This window comes from Gallibacterium genomosp. 1 (assembly GCF_001678575.1).
Lineage (GTDB): Bacteria > Pseudomonadota > Gammaproteobacteria > Enterobacterales > Pasteurellaceae > Gallibacterium.
Map to the genome: position 1 here is coordinate 13703 of NZ_JTJP01000051.1, position 16369 is coordinate 30071.

10 protein-coding genes and 1 pseudogene are annotated in these 16369 nt (G+C 38.7%); 4 read left to right on the top strand and 7 right to left on the bottom strand.

Annotation, left to right across the window (positions count from 1 at the left end; genetic code table 11):
• Positions 1-198 precede the first annotated feature (198 nt).
• The 4 genes and pseudogenes from QV04_RS09300 to QV04_RS09315 all read right to left on the bottom strand — a co-directional run bounded on the left by QV04_RS09300 (position 199) and on the right by QV04_RS09315 (position 4973).
• Positions 199-1923 carry an ATP-binding protein gene (locus tag QV04_RS09300; protein ID WP_065233410.1) on the bottom strand — a complete coding sequence of 575 codons (1725 nt, stop codon included), beginning with the start codon at positions 1921-1923 and terminating at the stop codon, positions 199-201.
• Positions 1920-3155, bottom strand: coding sequence for an SIR2 family protein (locus QV04_RS09305; protein WP_065233411.1), 1236 nt, complete (start codon positions 3153-3155; stop codon positions 1920-1922). Before QV04_RS09305 ends, QV04_RS09300 begins: the two co-directional genes overlap by 4 nt.
• A gap of 298 nt (positions 3156-3453) precedes the next feature.
• A complete protein-coding gene (locus QV04_RS09310) occupies positions 3454-3849 on the bottom strand; it encodes an agmatine deiminase family protein (protein ID WP_039133676.1) in 396 nt (131 codons plus the stop codon).
• 281 nt (positions 3850-4130) lie between these two features.
• Positions 4131-4973 (bottom strand): annotated as a pseudogene (locus tag QV04_RS09315) (aldo/keto reductase).
• Positions 4974-5088: 115 nt separating this feature from the next.
• On the opposite strand from QV04_RS09315, the gene QV04_RS09320 reads away from it, so the two are divergent.
• On the top strand, positions 5089-5976 hold the full coding sequence (locus QV04_RS09320) for a LysR family transcriptional regulator (protein WP_065233412.1): 888 nt from the start codon (positions 5089-5091) through the stop codon (positions 5974-5976).
• Positions 5977-6071: 95 nt separating this feature from the next.
• On the opposite strand, the gene ssb is transcribed toward QV04_RS09320, so the two are convergent.
• On the bottom strand, positions 6072-6584 hold the full coding sequence (gene ssb / locus QV04_RS09325; RefSeq protein WP_039133681.1) for a single-stranded DNA-binding protein: 513 nt from the start codon (positions 6582-6584) through the stop codon (positions 6072-6074).
• 141 nt (positions 6585-6725) lie between these two features.
• Between ssb and uvrA the strand changes: the two genes are divergently transcribed.
• Both uvrA and QV04_RS09335 read left to right on the top strand, forming a co-directional pair.
• A complete protein-coding gene (uvrA, locus tag QV04_RS09330) occupies positions 6726-9560 on the top strand; it encodes an excinuclease ABC subunit UvrA (RefSeq protein WP_065233413.1) in 2835 nt (944 codons plus the stop codon).
• A gap of 180 nt (positions 9561-9740) precedes the next feature.
• Positions 9741-10319 (top strand): hypothetical protein, encoded by a 579-nt coding sequence (locus tag QV04_RS09335; protein ID WP_052119453.1) that lies wholly within the window; start codon positions 9741-9743, stop codon positions 10317-10319.
• A gap of 165 nt (positions 10320-10484) precedes the next feature.
• Here QV04_RS09335 and zapB read toward each other — a convergent pair whose 3' ends face one another.
• Positions 10485-10724 (bottom strand): cell division protein ZapB, encoded by a 240-nt coding sequence (zapB, locus tag QV04_RS09340; protein WP_039172829.1) that lies wholly within the window; start codon positions 10722-10724, stop codon positions 10485-10487.
• A gap of 167 nt (positions 10725-10891) precedes the next feature.
• Here zapB and glpX point away from each other — a divergent pair, with 167 nt between their 5' ends.
• On the top strand, positions 10892-11908 hold the full coding sequence (gene glpX, locus QV04_RS09345) for a class II fructose-bisphosphatase (protein WP_065231279.1): 1017 nt from the start codon (positions 10892-10894) through the stop codon (positions 11906-11908).
• A 165-nt stretch (positions 11909-12073) separates the two neighbouring features.
• Here the strand turns inward: glpX and rpoC are convergent, their stop codons facing one another.
• The gene (rpoC, locus tag QV04_RS09350) at positions 12074-16300 is read right to left on the bottom strand and encodes a DNA-directed RNA polymerase subunit beta' (RefSeq protein ID WP_065231278.1); all 4227 of its coding nucleotides are present in this window, start codon (positions 16298-16300) and stop codon (positions 12074-12076) included.
• Between the last annotated feature and the right edge of the window lie 69 nt (positions 16301-16369).

The window sequence follows — 16369 nt, forward strand, 5'->3', positions numbered from 1 at the left end:
AGAAGGGTTAAACAGGCGGTATTTTGGTTATAAAGACAGGGAAACAATATTATCAAGGGTGAATGTTGTTAAGATATTGATTTTTAACAAGAAAATGATAATAGGATTGTGCGTCAGCATATCGGCAAGGAACGACCTTATAAGAAAATCCGTCTGAAATTAAATTCCAGACGGATTGTTATTATTGGATAGAAGTTGTTATTCTTTCTTTTTCCAAGTTTTAGAAAAAGAAGCGCTTCTAGATTCAGGTTTAAATGCAGGCATTTTAATTTTAACTTTCATCGGAAAAGGGAAATCTACACCCAGCAATAAGCATTCGCCTTGTCCCAACACAGGTAAAAAAGAGGCTGAACGATAGTCGATAGATCCGACAGCTTTTTTCACTATTTCCTGATCTTTATCATTAGTTAGGCGATGCACAATAAGCGTGCCAATTTGACTTAGCACATCTTCGGGAATATCTCGTGGACGTTGAGTAGCAATCGTAACATTTAAACCATATTTTCGTCCTTCTTTTGCGATATCACCAAATGCCGTTAAATTCATTTTGCTGATTTCATCGCCAATAGATTTATTCAGGAATTGATGAGCTTCATCAATGAATACAATCAAAGGATTTTCATAAGAAATTTTACCTTCTCTAGCACAGGAAAGTAATTTTCGTCCTATTGCATTTACCAATAATTCTCGGGCATTCGCTTCAAATGGAACAGCAGATAGATCTAAACGAACAATTTTATTTTCTGATGAACATAAACTATCAATAATACTTGGGATAGTTTTTAAAGTATCATCACAATCTAGCATCCATTTTAGATGAAGATTATTTTGCATTGCTTTAATTCTTGATATTAAACTTAAGCAATACCCAATGTCATTATCGGCTCGTTTTCCCCATCTTGTAGGATCTGGAGTATTGATTGTCCCTGCTGTTGGATATACACACTCTGCAATAATCTGCTCCGCTAAATTAGAGAACTTCCATGAAATATTTGTTATATTGCTATTAATATTTTTTACAGCAGTTTCAAATGGCTGTTTTAATTTTTCTGATTTTTCTAGATTATATGTTTGAGTAATAGATAATCCATGATTTGGGATTTTCCAATAACTTGTAACAACTTTTAGACTCCGAATGGCTTCCTCTAATTTGGGAGCTTGGCTTTGCGCTGATGGTCTAAGTAAAGCTCTTATATCTGAATCAGTAAACATCCAATGTGGGTAGGTTACTTTATTTTCATCTGTTGCTTTAGTATGCTCACCAACATAATAATGTTCACAGGGCGAATTTGCATACTCCCCTGTTGCATCTAACAGTAATACTTTACCTCCGTTTTGGTAAATATTATTGATGAGATTTGCCATAGTATAACTTTTGCCACCGCCTGTTGAGCCTAAAATAGCACAATGTCGAGAAAATAATTTTTCAGGGGTAAGGTTAATCGTAACAGATGAATCACCAGCTATTTCCGCAATAGGAAGTTTAATATCATCACTAACATTATTGATTTTTCCTTCTGCTAATAATGAAATTAGCTTTGGATGAGCTGAATAAATTTGAGCACCTAGTTTAGGATATTGTCTTATCCCTTTACGGTTAAAGCCTGTTTCAGTATCTATACTAACCAGTAATTGAACTAATCCAATAGGATTATTATTTGCATAACTATCATCTAAACTATCAACGCTTAATCTTTCTCCATTTTCTAACCAGACTTTTATAACTCTACCTAAAATACAATCTTGCCCACAATCAATAAACACATATTCATTTACTTCACCAACTGGAATGCGATTGCCCAATAACCATACTTGTTCGCCTGTGCCAGCTTTGGTTAAGTTGATTTTCGCTTCTGTTGCGGATATTTCTATAAGGCTACCAATTCTGCGTGTAATATCACAAGGTGAGAACCAATCATTCATGATTTATTCCCCATTGCGAGCTCTTGAAAGATTTTAAAAATATCTTCTTCTGGTGTTGATTTATTTCTATCTGGTAACTGATTTACAAAAGTAGAAAAATCACTATCAACTAAAGAAATTCTTGAATCTCCAGCTTTTACGGCATTCATAAGTAGCGAGCGAATTTCTTTATTGAAAGATCCTTTTTCATCAAATAAAGATCGGGTTCCCACCATTAATAATAATTCAGGATTTGTTCTTAATGCCATAGTTATGGCATTATTAATATGCTTATCATTAAATCCAAAACCTAAGCATAAAATAGCAGTGTTAGGTTGCTGTATCGCATTTAAAAAACTAGCTACCATGTCTAAATAAGGTGATTCATAAGATGTTTGGTATTTATTGCTACTTGGATAAATAATAACAGGCTCACCTTGCTGTTTTTCATTTCTTTTTTTCTGAATGCCTTGCTCGGTTTTTATCCAATCAACTGAACCATGAATTTTATAGAGATGAAATACATTCGGTAAATAGCTCGTTGATTTATCGCTAGATTGTGTTCTGTGTACAATGTCATAAGTAAACCAAGACGGATTAAATCGGTATGGCATAGAATATTCAAAACCATCAATTACCGTCATACCAATATTAGAAGTAGCGGTTTCGAATGCAAGATCATAATTTGTTGTGAATACTTTCAATCTTTTTTGCTTAGCCTGCCTTTTACCTAGTACACGAAGTAATTTTTCATGGTCTTTCCAACTCGAAAGGTCTGTGATTTTTTCGGTGAAATCAGTAACTTCTAGGATTTTTTCTTTAGCATCTTTAATAAATTTAGCTAATTGTTTTAATCTTCTATTAGATAGATTTTCTAATGTTAAGAAAGTATCACATCGGGATAAGAATAATTCAATATCTTCAGCAGTTTTTTCTTCACCTTTTTCATTTTGCCATTTTTCTGCAAAATTATCGTACTCAGTATATGATCTAATATCATCAAATACGTTTTCATTTATTTCTCGGCAATGATTCCATAAATCAGACATACTGGGGGCAATTTTCTCATCATTCTTATTAAAAGTAAGAGATGTGCCTGAGCCTGCTAATACAATAATATTTTCTGCATCTAAAATTTGATTTAAACGGTTTTGTAGTAACGCAAGATACTCTTTTTGATTATCATCTGATAGTGTATTTATAGAAGTAGGTTTCCCTTCTGGGATATCTGAAGATAAAAATTGAATATCCATATGATTTCCTTCGGTAGAAATTTATAGTCTTAATTATAAATTTTGTGGAAAAGTAAGTCATTAGTTATCTAGATTGTAGAGAGAATTTATTTATATCTAAAGATCCTCCTTTAATATCCTAATTTTTTATTTTCCGATGCTAAATCAAGTAATAGGGCAGCTGGTCAAATGGGGAGTAGATTAATACCTAATACTACACCATCTTTGCTATCAACCATTTGCACTATTCACCATTTCAGTAAAAGCCATTATTGAGATATTTAATGACACCTCAACGCCAGAATCAAGCCGCCAAAGGTTAAGATGAGGCTGGCGAAATAGAGCCGAAGGTGGTCTGGTAATGGCAGGCTTGTTGCATTCTCTCGGGATGAGTAAGTAAGCGGTAAAGCACGCTGAGCATCATCACCAGCCAGGTTTTCACTAATGGCGAGTGGGTGTATTGGGCGATAAAAGCGGCGATTTTTTGGTCTTTGCCGATGGGGTGATCTACAATGCCGTGTTCGCGTTTGGCAGGGGCTTTTCGCCAGCCTTCTGCACCTGTGTCAGCCTGTCCCCAACCGTTGAAATTGAAATCCACCGCAGCACGTTTGCCGTTTTCATCACGCACAAACAGCGGAGCGGTGTCACGTACCCATAAATCATTGAGCGGTGCGGCGATTCGCATTAAATCTGCCCGAGCCGCACGGCGTGCCATTCCGTATGCACCTGTCGTCCCCTACGCACCAGCTGTTGCACCATATGCCATCCAAGTGGCTTGATGGGTTGCACTTTCAAACGGCATTACGCTAATTCACGGCGATGACGCATCATTAAATCGGCAATGGGTTTAGTAATTAGCCATTGTTTGCTTTAGCTATCCCATTGTTTATTCAGGCTGCCTGAAAAGTGCGGTGCATTTTTCAAGCTGTTTTTTATAGTAGTTATGAGAATGCCGTGCGATATTCCATATTCCACACGGCGTTTTTCAATCTGGTTTTAGCCTCTTGCTTGTGCCAGCCATTGCACCATTTTTGGATCGCGGTGATCGAAGATGATTTCATCACGATTCAGCGTGGCGATGGCGGCGAGATCTTGTGCGTCAAGGGTGAAATCCAAAATGTCGCGGTTTTCACGCATTCTTTCCACTTTCACCGATTTTGGAATAATGGCGATGCCACGTTGGTTGAGCCAGCGTAACACCACTTGGGCGACCGATTTGCCGTGTTTGGCGGCGATTTCGCTTAACACGGGGTTATGGAAAATGTCGAATTTGCCTTCAGCCAGTGGCGCCCACGCCTGTTGCAAAATGCCGTGTTCTTGGTGGAACGCCACTTCCGCTTCACGTTGGTAGAACGGGTGGGTTTCGATTTGGTTCACGGCTGGCACGGTGTCGTGGCAGGTGATGAGGTCTGCGAGGCGATCCATATGGAAATTGCTTACGCCAATGGCGCGGGTTTTGCCTGCTTTTAATGCCGTTTCCATTGCGCGCTATTCTTCGTGCACATCGCCGAAAGGCTGGTGCATTAAGTAGAGATCCACATAATCTAAGCCCAAACGGCGCAAGGATTCATCAAGGGCTTTTTGTGTGCCGTTGAAGGCATCTTGGCGTTGAATCCAAAGTTTGGTGGTGATGAAAATCTCTTCGCGAGGGATACCGCTGGCTTTAATCGCACGCCCTACACCCGCTTCGTTGCCGTAAATGGCAGCGGTGTCGAGCAGGCGATAGCCTTGTTCGAGGGCGGATAAGACGGCTTTTTCGGTTTCTTCATCGCTCACTTGATACACACCAAAGCCGATCATTGGCATTTCAATACCGTTGTTTAATGTTGCTGTTTTCATTTTTTACTCCTATGTGCTTTGAATGATGACATTATAGAGAGAAAATATTGTTTTGATTAGTGGGTTATTTTTTGATAGCCTGTTGAATATTTTTCAACAATCAAAGAGAGCCAAGATGATTGAAAATATGAATGAATTACGCAATTTTATTATTGTTGCACAAACTGCCAGTTTTACTAAAGCGGCTGCATATTTAGGCGTATCGACCTCAGCGTTAAGCCATTCTATGCGGAAATTGGAAGAACAGCTGAAAATAAAATTGTTTCATCGAACAACTCGCAGTGTTGCCACTACCGAAGCAGGTGAACAACTTTTTAAACAACTTTTTCCATTATTTGAGAGTATTGAAGATAATGTTAATGCATTAAGTCATTTTCGTAACACGCTAAATGGAACATTACGCATTAATGGGGCTGATCACGTTTTTCTCTATGTTATTTGGGATAAGTTATTAAGATTTATGGAAAAATATCCCGAAGTAAAATTAGAGCTAATCAGCGATATGAAATTTACTGATATCGTGGCTGGGCGTTTTGATGCGGGGATTCGTTTAGGCAAAGAAGTAGATAAAGATATGATCGCCATCAGAATTTCAGATGATATGCAAATGGCATTAATTGCAACGCCACAATATTTAGAACAATACGGAATTCCAAAAACAATTGATGATTTAACTTCACATCAATGTTTGTGTGTACGAATGCCAACTTCTGAAGGTATTTTTCCTTGGGAATTTTGTATGCCAAAAGGTAAAGAAGTGGTTAAATTTATGCCATCGGGTCGATTCGTGGTGAATAATAATTTTCTTGCGAAAAAAGCCTGCTTATCTCATTTGGGGTTGGCATTAATGCCGAAAGACAGAGTACTAAAAGAGCTTAAATCTGGTGAGATAGTCGAGGTGTTACAAAATTATGCGATGCGTTACGAAGGTTATTATCTTTATTACCCTAATCGGAGACAGGATTCTCCGTTGTTTAAGGCTTTGGTGGAATGTATAAAATAAAGCAATATATCCAAACAAATATTAAAAAGAGAAACCTCTTTTTTATAAAGGTTTCTCCTAATGTTTTATAATTTATTTTGATAATATAAGAATGCTTAGAATGGCATATCATCATCAAAATCAGCAGTATCCGGATTTACTGCCGCTTGAGGTGCTTTCGCTACTGTCGGTTGTGCAAATTGGTTAGGTTGTGCCGGCTGATTATAAGACGGTTGTGCAAACTGATTTTGTGGTTGAGCCATTGGTGCTGACATATCAGCCCCCATACGATCACTGCGACTATCCAACATCTGTAATGTATCTGCCTGAATTTCAGTAGTATAACGATCCTGACCGTTTTGATCCTGCCATTTTCGAGTACGTAATTTCCCTTCTACATAAACTTTTGATCCTTTACGCAAATATTGTCCGGCAATCTCTGCTAAACGGCGGAATAAAACAATACGATGCCATTCAGTAATTTCACGCCATTCTCCACTCTGTTTATCCTGCCAACGTTCACTAGTTGCTACGCTGATATTGGCAACTGCATCACCATTTGCAAAGGTTCTTAATTCAGGATCATTTCCCAAATTTCCCACAATAATTACTTTATTAACGCCTGCCATAATTTTTCCTCTTAAATTAAATTAAAACTTCGCTATCTTACCGTAAATCCCCTATGAAAAAAATAAAATAATACTGGATATTTGCACAGTTTTTTCGATTTTGCGATAATCATCGACGTTTTTATTTTTTTATCAGCTATTATGAACAATATCGAAATTCGGGGTGCAAGAACCCATAATTTAAAAAATATTAATTTAACTATTCCTCGTAACAAATTGGTCGTTATCACTGGTTTATCCGGTTCGGGAAAGTCTTCGTTGGCATTTGATACGCTTTATGCCGAAGGGCAGCGTCGTTATGTGGAATCACTTTCCGCTTATGCTCGACAATTCCTTTCTTTGATGGAAAAACCGGATGTGGATCATATTGAAGGTTTATCTCCGGCAATCTCAATTGAACAGAAATCCACTTCACATAACCCTCGATCTACTGTCGGCACTATTACCGAAGTTTATGATTATTTAAGACTGTTATTCGCTCGAGTCGGAGAACCTCACTGTCCAACGCATAACATTCCATTGGCAGCTCAAACTATCAGTCAAATGGTGGATAAAATTCTTTCCTTGCCAGAAGGCAGCAGAATGATGCTACTTGCACCGGTGGTGAAAGCTCGCAAAGGTGAACACACTAAACTGCTAGATAGCATTTCTGCGCAAGGCTATATTCGTGCAAGAATTGACGGTGAAATCTGCGATCTTTCCGATCCTCCACAACTGGAACTGCAAAAGAAACATACTATCGAAGTGATTGTCGACCGTTTCAAAATCCGCCCTGAATTATCAACACGTTTAGCTGAATCACTAGAAACTGCCTTAGAACTTTCTGGTGGTATTGTTGTTGTTGCTAATATGGATAACAGTGATGCGGAAGAGTTGGTTTTCTCTGCCAATTTTGCTTGCCCACATTGTGGGTATTCTTTACCAGAATTAGAACCACGAATGTTTTCATTTAATAATCCGGCAGGCGCTTGCCCTAGTTGTGATGGATTAGGCATTCAACAATATTTTGATGAACATCGTGTAGTCCAAAATCCAAGTTTATCACTTGCCAGTGGAGCAATTCGCGGTTGGGATCGTCGCAACTTCTACTACTATCAAATGTTAACGTCGTTAGCACGTCATTATCATTTTGATATTGAAACACCTTTTGAAGAATTACCGAAAAAAATTCAGCATTTAGTACTTCACGGTTCCGGTCACGAAAAAATTGAATTTCAATATATCAATGATCGTGGAGACACAATTGTGCGTCATCACCCATTTGAAGGCGTATTAAACAATATGGCTCGCCGTTACAAAGAAACTGAGTCAATGTCAGTACGTGAAGAATTGGCAAAATATATCAGTACTCGCCCTTGTAAATCGTGCCACGGCTCTCGTCTAAAAGAAGAGGCTCGCCACGTCTTTATCGGCGAAACCTCGTTGCCACAAATTTCTGAAATGAGTATCGGTGAAGCATTACATCATTTTGAACAATTACAGTTTGAAGGGCAAAAAGCAAAAATCGCTGAAAAAATTTTAAAAGAGATTAAAGAAAGGCTGCATTTTTTAGTCAATGTTGGTTTGGAATATCTATCTTTATCCCGTTCTGCTGAAACACTTTCTGGCGGTGAGGCTCAGCGTATCCGTTTGGCTAGCCAAATCGGGGCAGGCTTGGTCGGAGTAATGTATGTATTGGATGAGCCTTCTATCGGACTACATCAACGCGATAATGAGCGGCTGTTAAATACACTGATTCATTTGAGAAATTTAGGCAATACTGTGATTGTGGTTGAACACGATGAAGATGCAATCCGTACTGCTGACTATATCATCGATATTGGCCCTGGAGCTGGTGTACACGGTGGTGAAGTGATAGCACAAGGCACCGCTCAGCAGATTATGAAAAATCCAAATTCTCTTACCGGTCGTTTTCTTTCCGGTAAAGAAAAGATTGAAATTCCAGCAGAGAGAACGGCTATAGATTCACAAAAAATATTACGACTAATTGGGGCAAGCGGTAACAATTTAAAAAATGTAGATTTAGAAATTCCTGTCGGATTATTTACCTGTATCACTGGTGTATCCGGTTCAGGGAAATCCACCTTAATTAACGACACTTTATTTCCAATAGCACAAAATGCGCTTAATCGTGCTGAAAACCAGCAACACGCTCCCTTTAAAGCAATTGAAGGATTAGAATTTTTTGATAAAGTAATCAATATTGATCAAAGCCCAATCGGACGCACACCACGTTCTAATCCTGCAACCTATACTGGAGTTTTCACGCCTATTCGTGAACTTTTCGCCGGTGTGCCAGAAGCTCGGGCTAGAGGATATAATCCGGGACGTTTTAGTTTCAATGTGCGCGGCGGTCGTTGCGAAGCTTGTCAGGGCGATGGGGTAATTAAAGTCGAAATGCACTTTCTACCAGATATTTATGTGCCGTGTGATCAATGTAAAGGAAAGCGTTATAATCGAGAAACATTGGAGATCCATTATAAAGGTAAAACTATTCATCAAGTTTTGGAAATGACGGTTGAAGAAGCTCGAGAATTTTTTGATGCTGTGCCAATGATCGCTCGTAAATTACAAACATTAATTGATGTTGGCTTGTCTTATATTCGCCTTGGTCAAGCTTCAACAACCCTGTCAGGTGGCGAAGCACAACGGGTTAAATTGGCATCAGAACTATCTAAACGTGATACTGGAAAAACACTCTATATTCTTGATGAGCCTACAACCGGACTGCATTTTGCCGATATTAAACAATTATTGGAAGTACTTCATCGTTTACGCGATCAAGGCAATACTATTGTTGTAATTGAACATAATCTGGATGTGATCAAAACTGCCGATTGGATCGTTGATTTAGGGCCAGAAGGTGGCAATGGAGGTGGCGAGATCATTGCAAAAGGCACACCGGAACAGGTCGCGGAAATGACACATTCTCACACAGCAAGGTTTTTAAAACCTATTTTAGATAAACAAAAATAGATCTTGTAATTTATTAAAACCTATCCATTTTCAAATCAAAAAGAGTTGCTAATAGTGTTAATAGATCATCTTTAGCAACTCTTTATTTTCTACCATCACTTATAAAAATGTCTTAATTGTACAATATATTTATATAAAAAGTACTTAATCAATAATTTCAGAATAAAGGATATTATCTGAATGAGTTTAATATTAGCTAAGAAATATTCCAAACAACAGATTAATTTATTAAAAGTAATAGAAGATGGTAGATATATAGAAATGGCTATTATTGGAGAAGAATATTCTGTAATAGATGATATCACCAAGAAAACACCTGAAGATATCATATTATTCAGGCAAGGCAATAATCTGATTATCAGTAGTAAAAATGAAAATATAGATGTAGTTATTCACCAATTTTGGCATAAAGCAGTACCTAGCAAACCTTGCTTTGCTATCTTTGATCTGCCAGCAGAGGAAGAAAATCAACCCAATAAATTGATTGTCACGGAAGTAAATGAACAGTTAATTGATCTTATTAGAGATTGTACCGGTAAAAATATAGTAATAAATTTAGCTAATAATCAGCGTATTATGCTTAAAGAACACAAAATATCAGCATCTGATTTAAGTAATACCTCTCTTAGAAACAATTGCACTGAAGAGGATTTTAGAACTAAAGAGACTATAGATGCATTGCGAAAAAAAATCGAATTAATTCAAGATAATCAACGTAATCAAATTGCTCATCTACAAAATAAATTGGTTGGAAAATAATAGAACTTAAGACGATTTAATGTTTTCATCTACAATTAATGGAATACAAAGTAAAATTCAATATAGTTATTCAAAAACTTAAAAGTTTCATTCCCCTACATACTAAAAACCCCACAAGCCAAATCAGATTGTGGGGCGACGAAAATGAATAATTAGCAGAATAAATTAAACATTTTCAATTTGACCAATTAATGAGCGTAAACGTTCTTGCCAACGTTGTTGCTCTTCTTTTAATTGCTGATTTTCAGCATTAAGTTGATCTTTTTCAGATTGAAGAGTTTGATTCGCTTGTTCGACATTTGCCTTTTGCTCTTTCAATTCTTCAATTTCCATTTGCAGTAGTTGAATAGTTTCAACTGCTTGTTTAATTTTGGATTCAAGTTGATCTAAAATTTCTAAAGACATAATTATTATTCCTCATTTGTTATCCAATACATCAGAATGGATAACATTCTATCCTAGATAGCACCGCATTTCATCTAAATTAAAAAAACTTCAATAAATTATTTAAGCAAACGTTTGCTAGGTGCTAGAATTAGGCAATTTTTTAGTTAACTCAATAAGGAAAGTATATGAAAAGAGCATTGGCTATCGAATTTTCTCGTGTTACAGAAGCAGCTGCACTTGCAGGCTTTGCCTGGTTAGGGCGTGGTGATAAAAATGCAGCTGATGCAGCCGCAGTAAAAGCAATGCGCACAATGTTGAATCAAATTGAGATGAACGGCGAGATCGTAATTGGTGAAGGTGAAATTGATGAAGCCCCTATGCTCTATATCGGTGAAAAATTAGGCAAAGGAGGTAATGAAGAAGATATTGCGATTGCAGTCGATCCTATTGAGGGAACTCGTATGGTAGCAATGGGACAAGCAAATGCTATTTCTGTGTTGGCTGCCGGTGGTAAAGAGACTTTTTTACGCGCTCCAGATATGTATATGGAAAAATTGGTAGTTGGTCCTGAAGTGAAAGGAATGATTGATCTAAATCTTCCATTAGAACAAAATCTACGACGTGTTGCGTCTAAAATGGGGAAACTACTTTCTCAACTTACCGTTGTAACGCTTGATAAACCTCGCCATCAAACCGTAATTTATAAAATGCAACAACTTGGCGTGAAAGTATTAGCTATTCCTGATGGTGATGTTGCCGCTGCACTCTTATGCTGTTTGCCGGATACTGGTGTAGATATGATGTATTGTATCGGCGGAGCGCCGGAAGGGGTGGTGGCTGCTGCCGGCATCCGCGCATTAGGGGGTGATATTCAAGCACGTCTATTAACAAGGGAAGTAGTGAAAGGTGACAGCGAAGAAAATCGAGCTTTTGCAGAAAGTGAACGTCGTCGTTGTCAAGAAATGGGCGTAGAAGTAAATAAAGTTCTCACATTGGATCAACTCGTTCGTGACGATAATTTAGTTTTCTCCGCTACCGGTATTACACACGGCGATTTGTTAAAAGGTGTTCATCGTAAAGGTGATGTTGCTACCACTGAAACCTTGCTGATTCGTGGACATTCACGTACGATCCGCCGCATTCAATCGTTCCATTATTTAGATCGCAAAGATCCTGAAATTTATCGTTTGATCAATGCATAACCTGGATAAGATGTAAAATTTATTGCCCCATTAGATTATTCTGATGGGGTTTGTTTATTTTACAATCAATAAATTCTCTCTTATCTTACTGCTTAGCAAAATAAAAAAATACCGAACAGATTACTCTATTCGGTATTTTTGCATCAGTATTAGAAGAATACTAAATTAATCCTCTACCATATTTAACATTTCTGCCAAGTTCGCTGTCGCTTCTTCCGCAGTAATGGTTGGTTCTTCCGTTACCAATTCATTGCTGTTATTAGCCGCCGCAGCACGTTTTTTCGCTTTGCTTTGGTGGTAGGCAAAACCTGTTCCCGCAGGAATTAAGCGTCCAACAATCACGTTTTCTTTTAAGCCGCGTAACTCATCACGTTTACCGGCAACTGCTGCTTCAGTAAGAACACGTGTTGTTTCTTGGAACGATGCCGCAGAGATAAAGGATTCTGTTGCCAATGACGCTTTAGTGATACCAAGCAATTCACGTTGGAATTCTACTAACGGTTTACCTTCTTCCGCACGTTTACGGTTCACCACTTTCACACGAGCTACTTCAACCTGTTCTCCTTCAAGGAATTCAGAGTCGTATGGGTTTGTGATGATACATTTACGCAACATTTGGCGTACGATAACTTCGATATGTTTATCGTTAATTTTTACCCCTTGTAAGCGGTAAACGTCTTGAACTTCATTAACGATATATTCAGTAACCGCACGCACACCGCGTAAACGTAAAATATCGTGTGGTGATTCCGGACCATCAGAAATAATATCCCCACGTTGAACCATCTCACCTTCAAACACGTTAAGTTGACGCCATTTAGGGATCATCTCTTCGTGTGCTTCGCCTTCGTTCGGTGTGATAACCAAACGGCGTTTACCTTTGGTTTCTTTACCGAATGAAACTACCCCGGAAATTTCTGCAAGGATTGCCGGTTCTTTCGGTTTACGCGCTTCAAACAAGTCTGCAACACGTGGAAGACCACCGGTAATATCTTTAGTACCTGATGATTCTTGTGGAATACGTGCTAAAGAGTCCCCGATATTCACTTCGGCATTGTCATCTAATGTTACAATGGCTTTACCCGGTAGGAAGTATTGCGCTGCAACATCTGTACCCGGAATTAAGACATCATTACCTTGAGCATCGACTAATTTCAATGCCGGGCGAAGATCTTTACCAGCTGTCGCACGTTCACCGACATCTTGAACAACAATAGAAGACAAACCGGTCAATTCATCAGTTTGACGAGTTACAGTTAGACCATCAATGATATCAACAAACTTCACGAAACCTTGTGCTTCTGAAACAACTGGCATAGTATGCGGATCCCAGTTAGCTACAGTTTCACCAGCAGTTACTTCATCACCATTCGCTTTACTTAAAACTGAGCCGTATGGCAATTTATAATGCTCTTTAGTACGTCCGAAAGTATCAACCACGGTTAATTCAGTATTACGTGAAGTAATCACCAATTTACCTTCGTGATTCGTAACGAATTTCGCATTGGTTAAACGGATAGTACCGGTATTTTTAACTTGAATACTTGATTCTTTTGCTGCTGCAGACGCTGCACCACCAATATGGAAAGTACGCATTGTCAACTGTGTACCTGGCTCACCGATAGATTGTGCCGCAATAACACCGATTGCTTCACCTTGGTTAATTAAGTGACCACGCGCAAGATCGCGTCCATAACATTTCGCACAAACACCAAAATCAGTATCACAAGTTACAACAGAACGCACTTTAATGCTATCCACAGAGTATTTATCAATCACTTCACACCATTTTTCATCTAATAGTGTATTACGAGGGATTAATACTTCTTCTGTACCCGGTTGCAACACATCTTCTGCTGTTACACGTCCCAATACTAACTCTTTCAAGCTGACTTTTTCATCACCACCTTCAATTAATGGGGTCATCACGATACCTTCGTGAGTACCACAATCATCTTCAACAACGACTAAATCTTGTGCCACATCAACCAAACGACGAGTCAAATAACCTGAGTTTGCTGTTTTTAATGCAGTATCTGCCAAACCTTTACGCGCACCGTGAGTTGAAATAAAGTACTGCAATACGTTCAAACCTTCACGGAAGTTTGCTGTAATCGGGGTTTCAATGATCGAACCATCCGGACGAGCCATCAAACCACGCATACCGGCAAGCTGACGAATCTGCGCCGCAGAACCACGCGCACCGGAATCAGCCATCATAAAGATGCTGTTAAATGATGCTTGTTTTTCTAATTCACCTTGACGGTTAACCACTTCTTCTGTTGAAAGGTTTTCCATCATCGCTTTGGCAACACGTTCGTTAGCTGCCGCCCAAATATCGATCACTTTGTTGTAACGTTCACCGGCAGTTACCAAACCTGAGTTAAATTGTTCTTGAATTTCAGCAACTTCTTCTTCGGCAGAAGAGATAATTTCATATTTCTTCTCCGGAATAACCATATCGTCAATACCAACTGATGAACCTGAGCGTGCCGCATAAGCAAAACCAGTATACATAATTTGGTCGGCAAAGATCACACTGTCTTTCATTCCCAAACGGCGATAACTTTCGTTGATCAATTTAGAAATTTGTTTCTTACCTAATGTTTGATTAAATAAGCTAAATGGCATACCTTTCGGAGCAATCATCCATAAAATAGCTCGACCGACTGTGGTATCTGTCAATGTGGTTTTTGCTTCAAATTCACCGTTTTCATTCTTTTCATATTCAGTTATACGAACTTTTACACGAGAATGAAGTTCAGCACGCCCAGTACGATACGCTTTTTCAGCTTCGCGTGGATCTTGCAACAACATTCCTTCGCCTTTACCGTTCACTTTTTCGCGGGTCATATAATAAAGCCCCAATACTACGTCTTGTGACGGAACGATAATCGGATCACCGTTTGCTGGCGATAAAATGTTATTGGTAGACATCATTAACGCACGCGCTTCTAACTGCGCTTCCAACGTTAATGGTACGTGCACCGCCATTTGGTCACCATCGAAGTCCGCATTGAACGCCGCACATACTAATGGATGTAATTGAATCGCTTTACCTTCAATCAAAATCGGCTCAAATGCCTGAATACCTAAACGGTGCAAAGTCGGAGCACGGTTAAGAAGGATTGGATGTTCGCGAATAACTTCCGCCAAAATATCCCAAACAATCGCATCTTCACGTTCAACCATTTTCTTAGCTGCTTTAATGGTTGATGCCAAACCACGACTTTCTAATTTTGAATAAATAAATGGACGGAATAATTCCAATGCCATTTTTTTCGGTAAACCACATTGATGCAAGTGCAAGTATGGCCCTACTGTAATTACAGAACGACCGGAATAGTCAACACGTTTACCCAATAAGTTCTGACGGAAACGACCTTGTTTACCTTTGATCATATCCGCTAATGATTTTAATGGACGTTTATTTGAACCTGTAATTGCTCGACCACGACGACCATTGTCCAACAACGCATCAACAGATTCTTGCAACATACGCTTTTCATTACGCACGATAATATCCGGCGCAATAAGATCTAATAAACGTTTTAAACGATTGTTACGGTTGATCACGCGACGATATAAATCGTTCAAATCAGATGTCGCAAAACGACCACCGTCAAGCGGAACTAATGGACGTAAATCCGGTGGCAATACCGGCAATACAGTCAACACCATCCATTCCGGTTTGTTACCGGATTGAATAAATGCTTCCAATAATTTCAAGCGTTTAGTAATTTTTTTACGTTTAGTTTCTGAATTGGTTTCTTGTAACTCTTCGCGCAATGTTTCACATTGATGTTCAAGATCCATATCACGAAGTAAGGCTTGAATAGCTTCCGCACCCATCTTCGCTTCAAATTCATCGCCCCAACGCTCTTCCGCTTCTAAGAATTGTTCTTCTGTAAGCAACTGACCTTTTTCTAAATCGGTCATTCCAGCTTCAATAACAATATATGATTCAAAATAAAGCACACGTTCAATATCACGCAACGGCATATCCAATAATAAACCGATACGGGATGGCAAAGATTTCAAGAACCAAATATGTGCAACAGGTGAAGCTAATTCAATATGCCCCATACGTTCACGACGAACTTTAGCTTGAGTAACTTCAACACCACATTTTTCACAAATCACACCACGATGTTTTAAACGTTTATATTTTCCGCATAAACATTCGTAGTCTTTGACCGGCCCGAAAATACGCGCACAGAATAGACCGTCACGTTCCGGTTTAAAAGTACGGTAATTGATTGTTTCCGGTTTTTTTACTTCTCCATATGACCACGAACGAATCATATCAGGCGAAGCCAAACCGATTTTGATCACATCAAAATCTTCTCTTGATTTAGATTGTGTTTTTAAAAACTTAACTAAGTCTTTCACAGATTTGCTCCCATCGGAGTTAAACTTAATTCAAGTGCGGCTTATACCGCACTTGGGCTAATTTTGAAC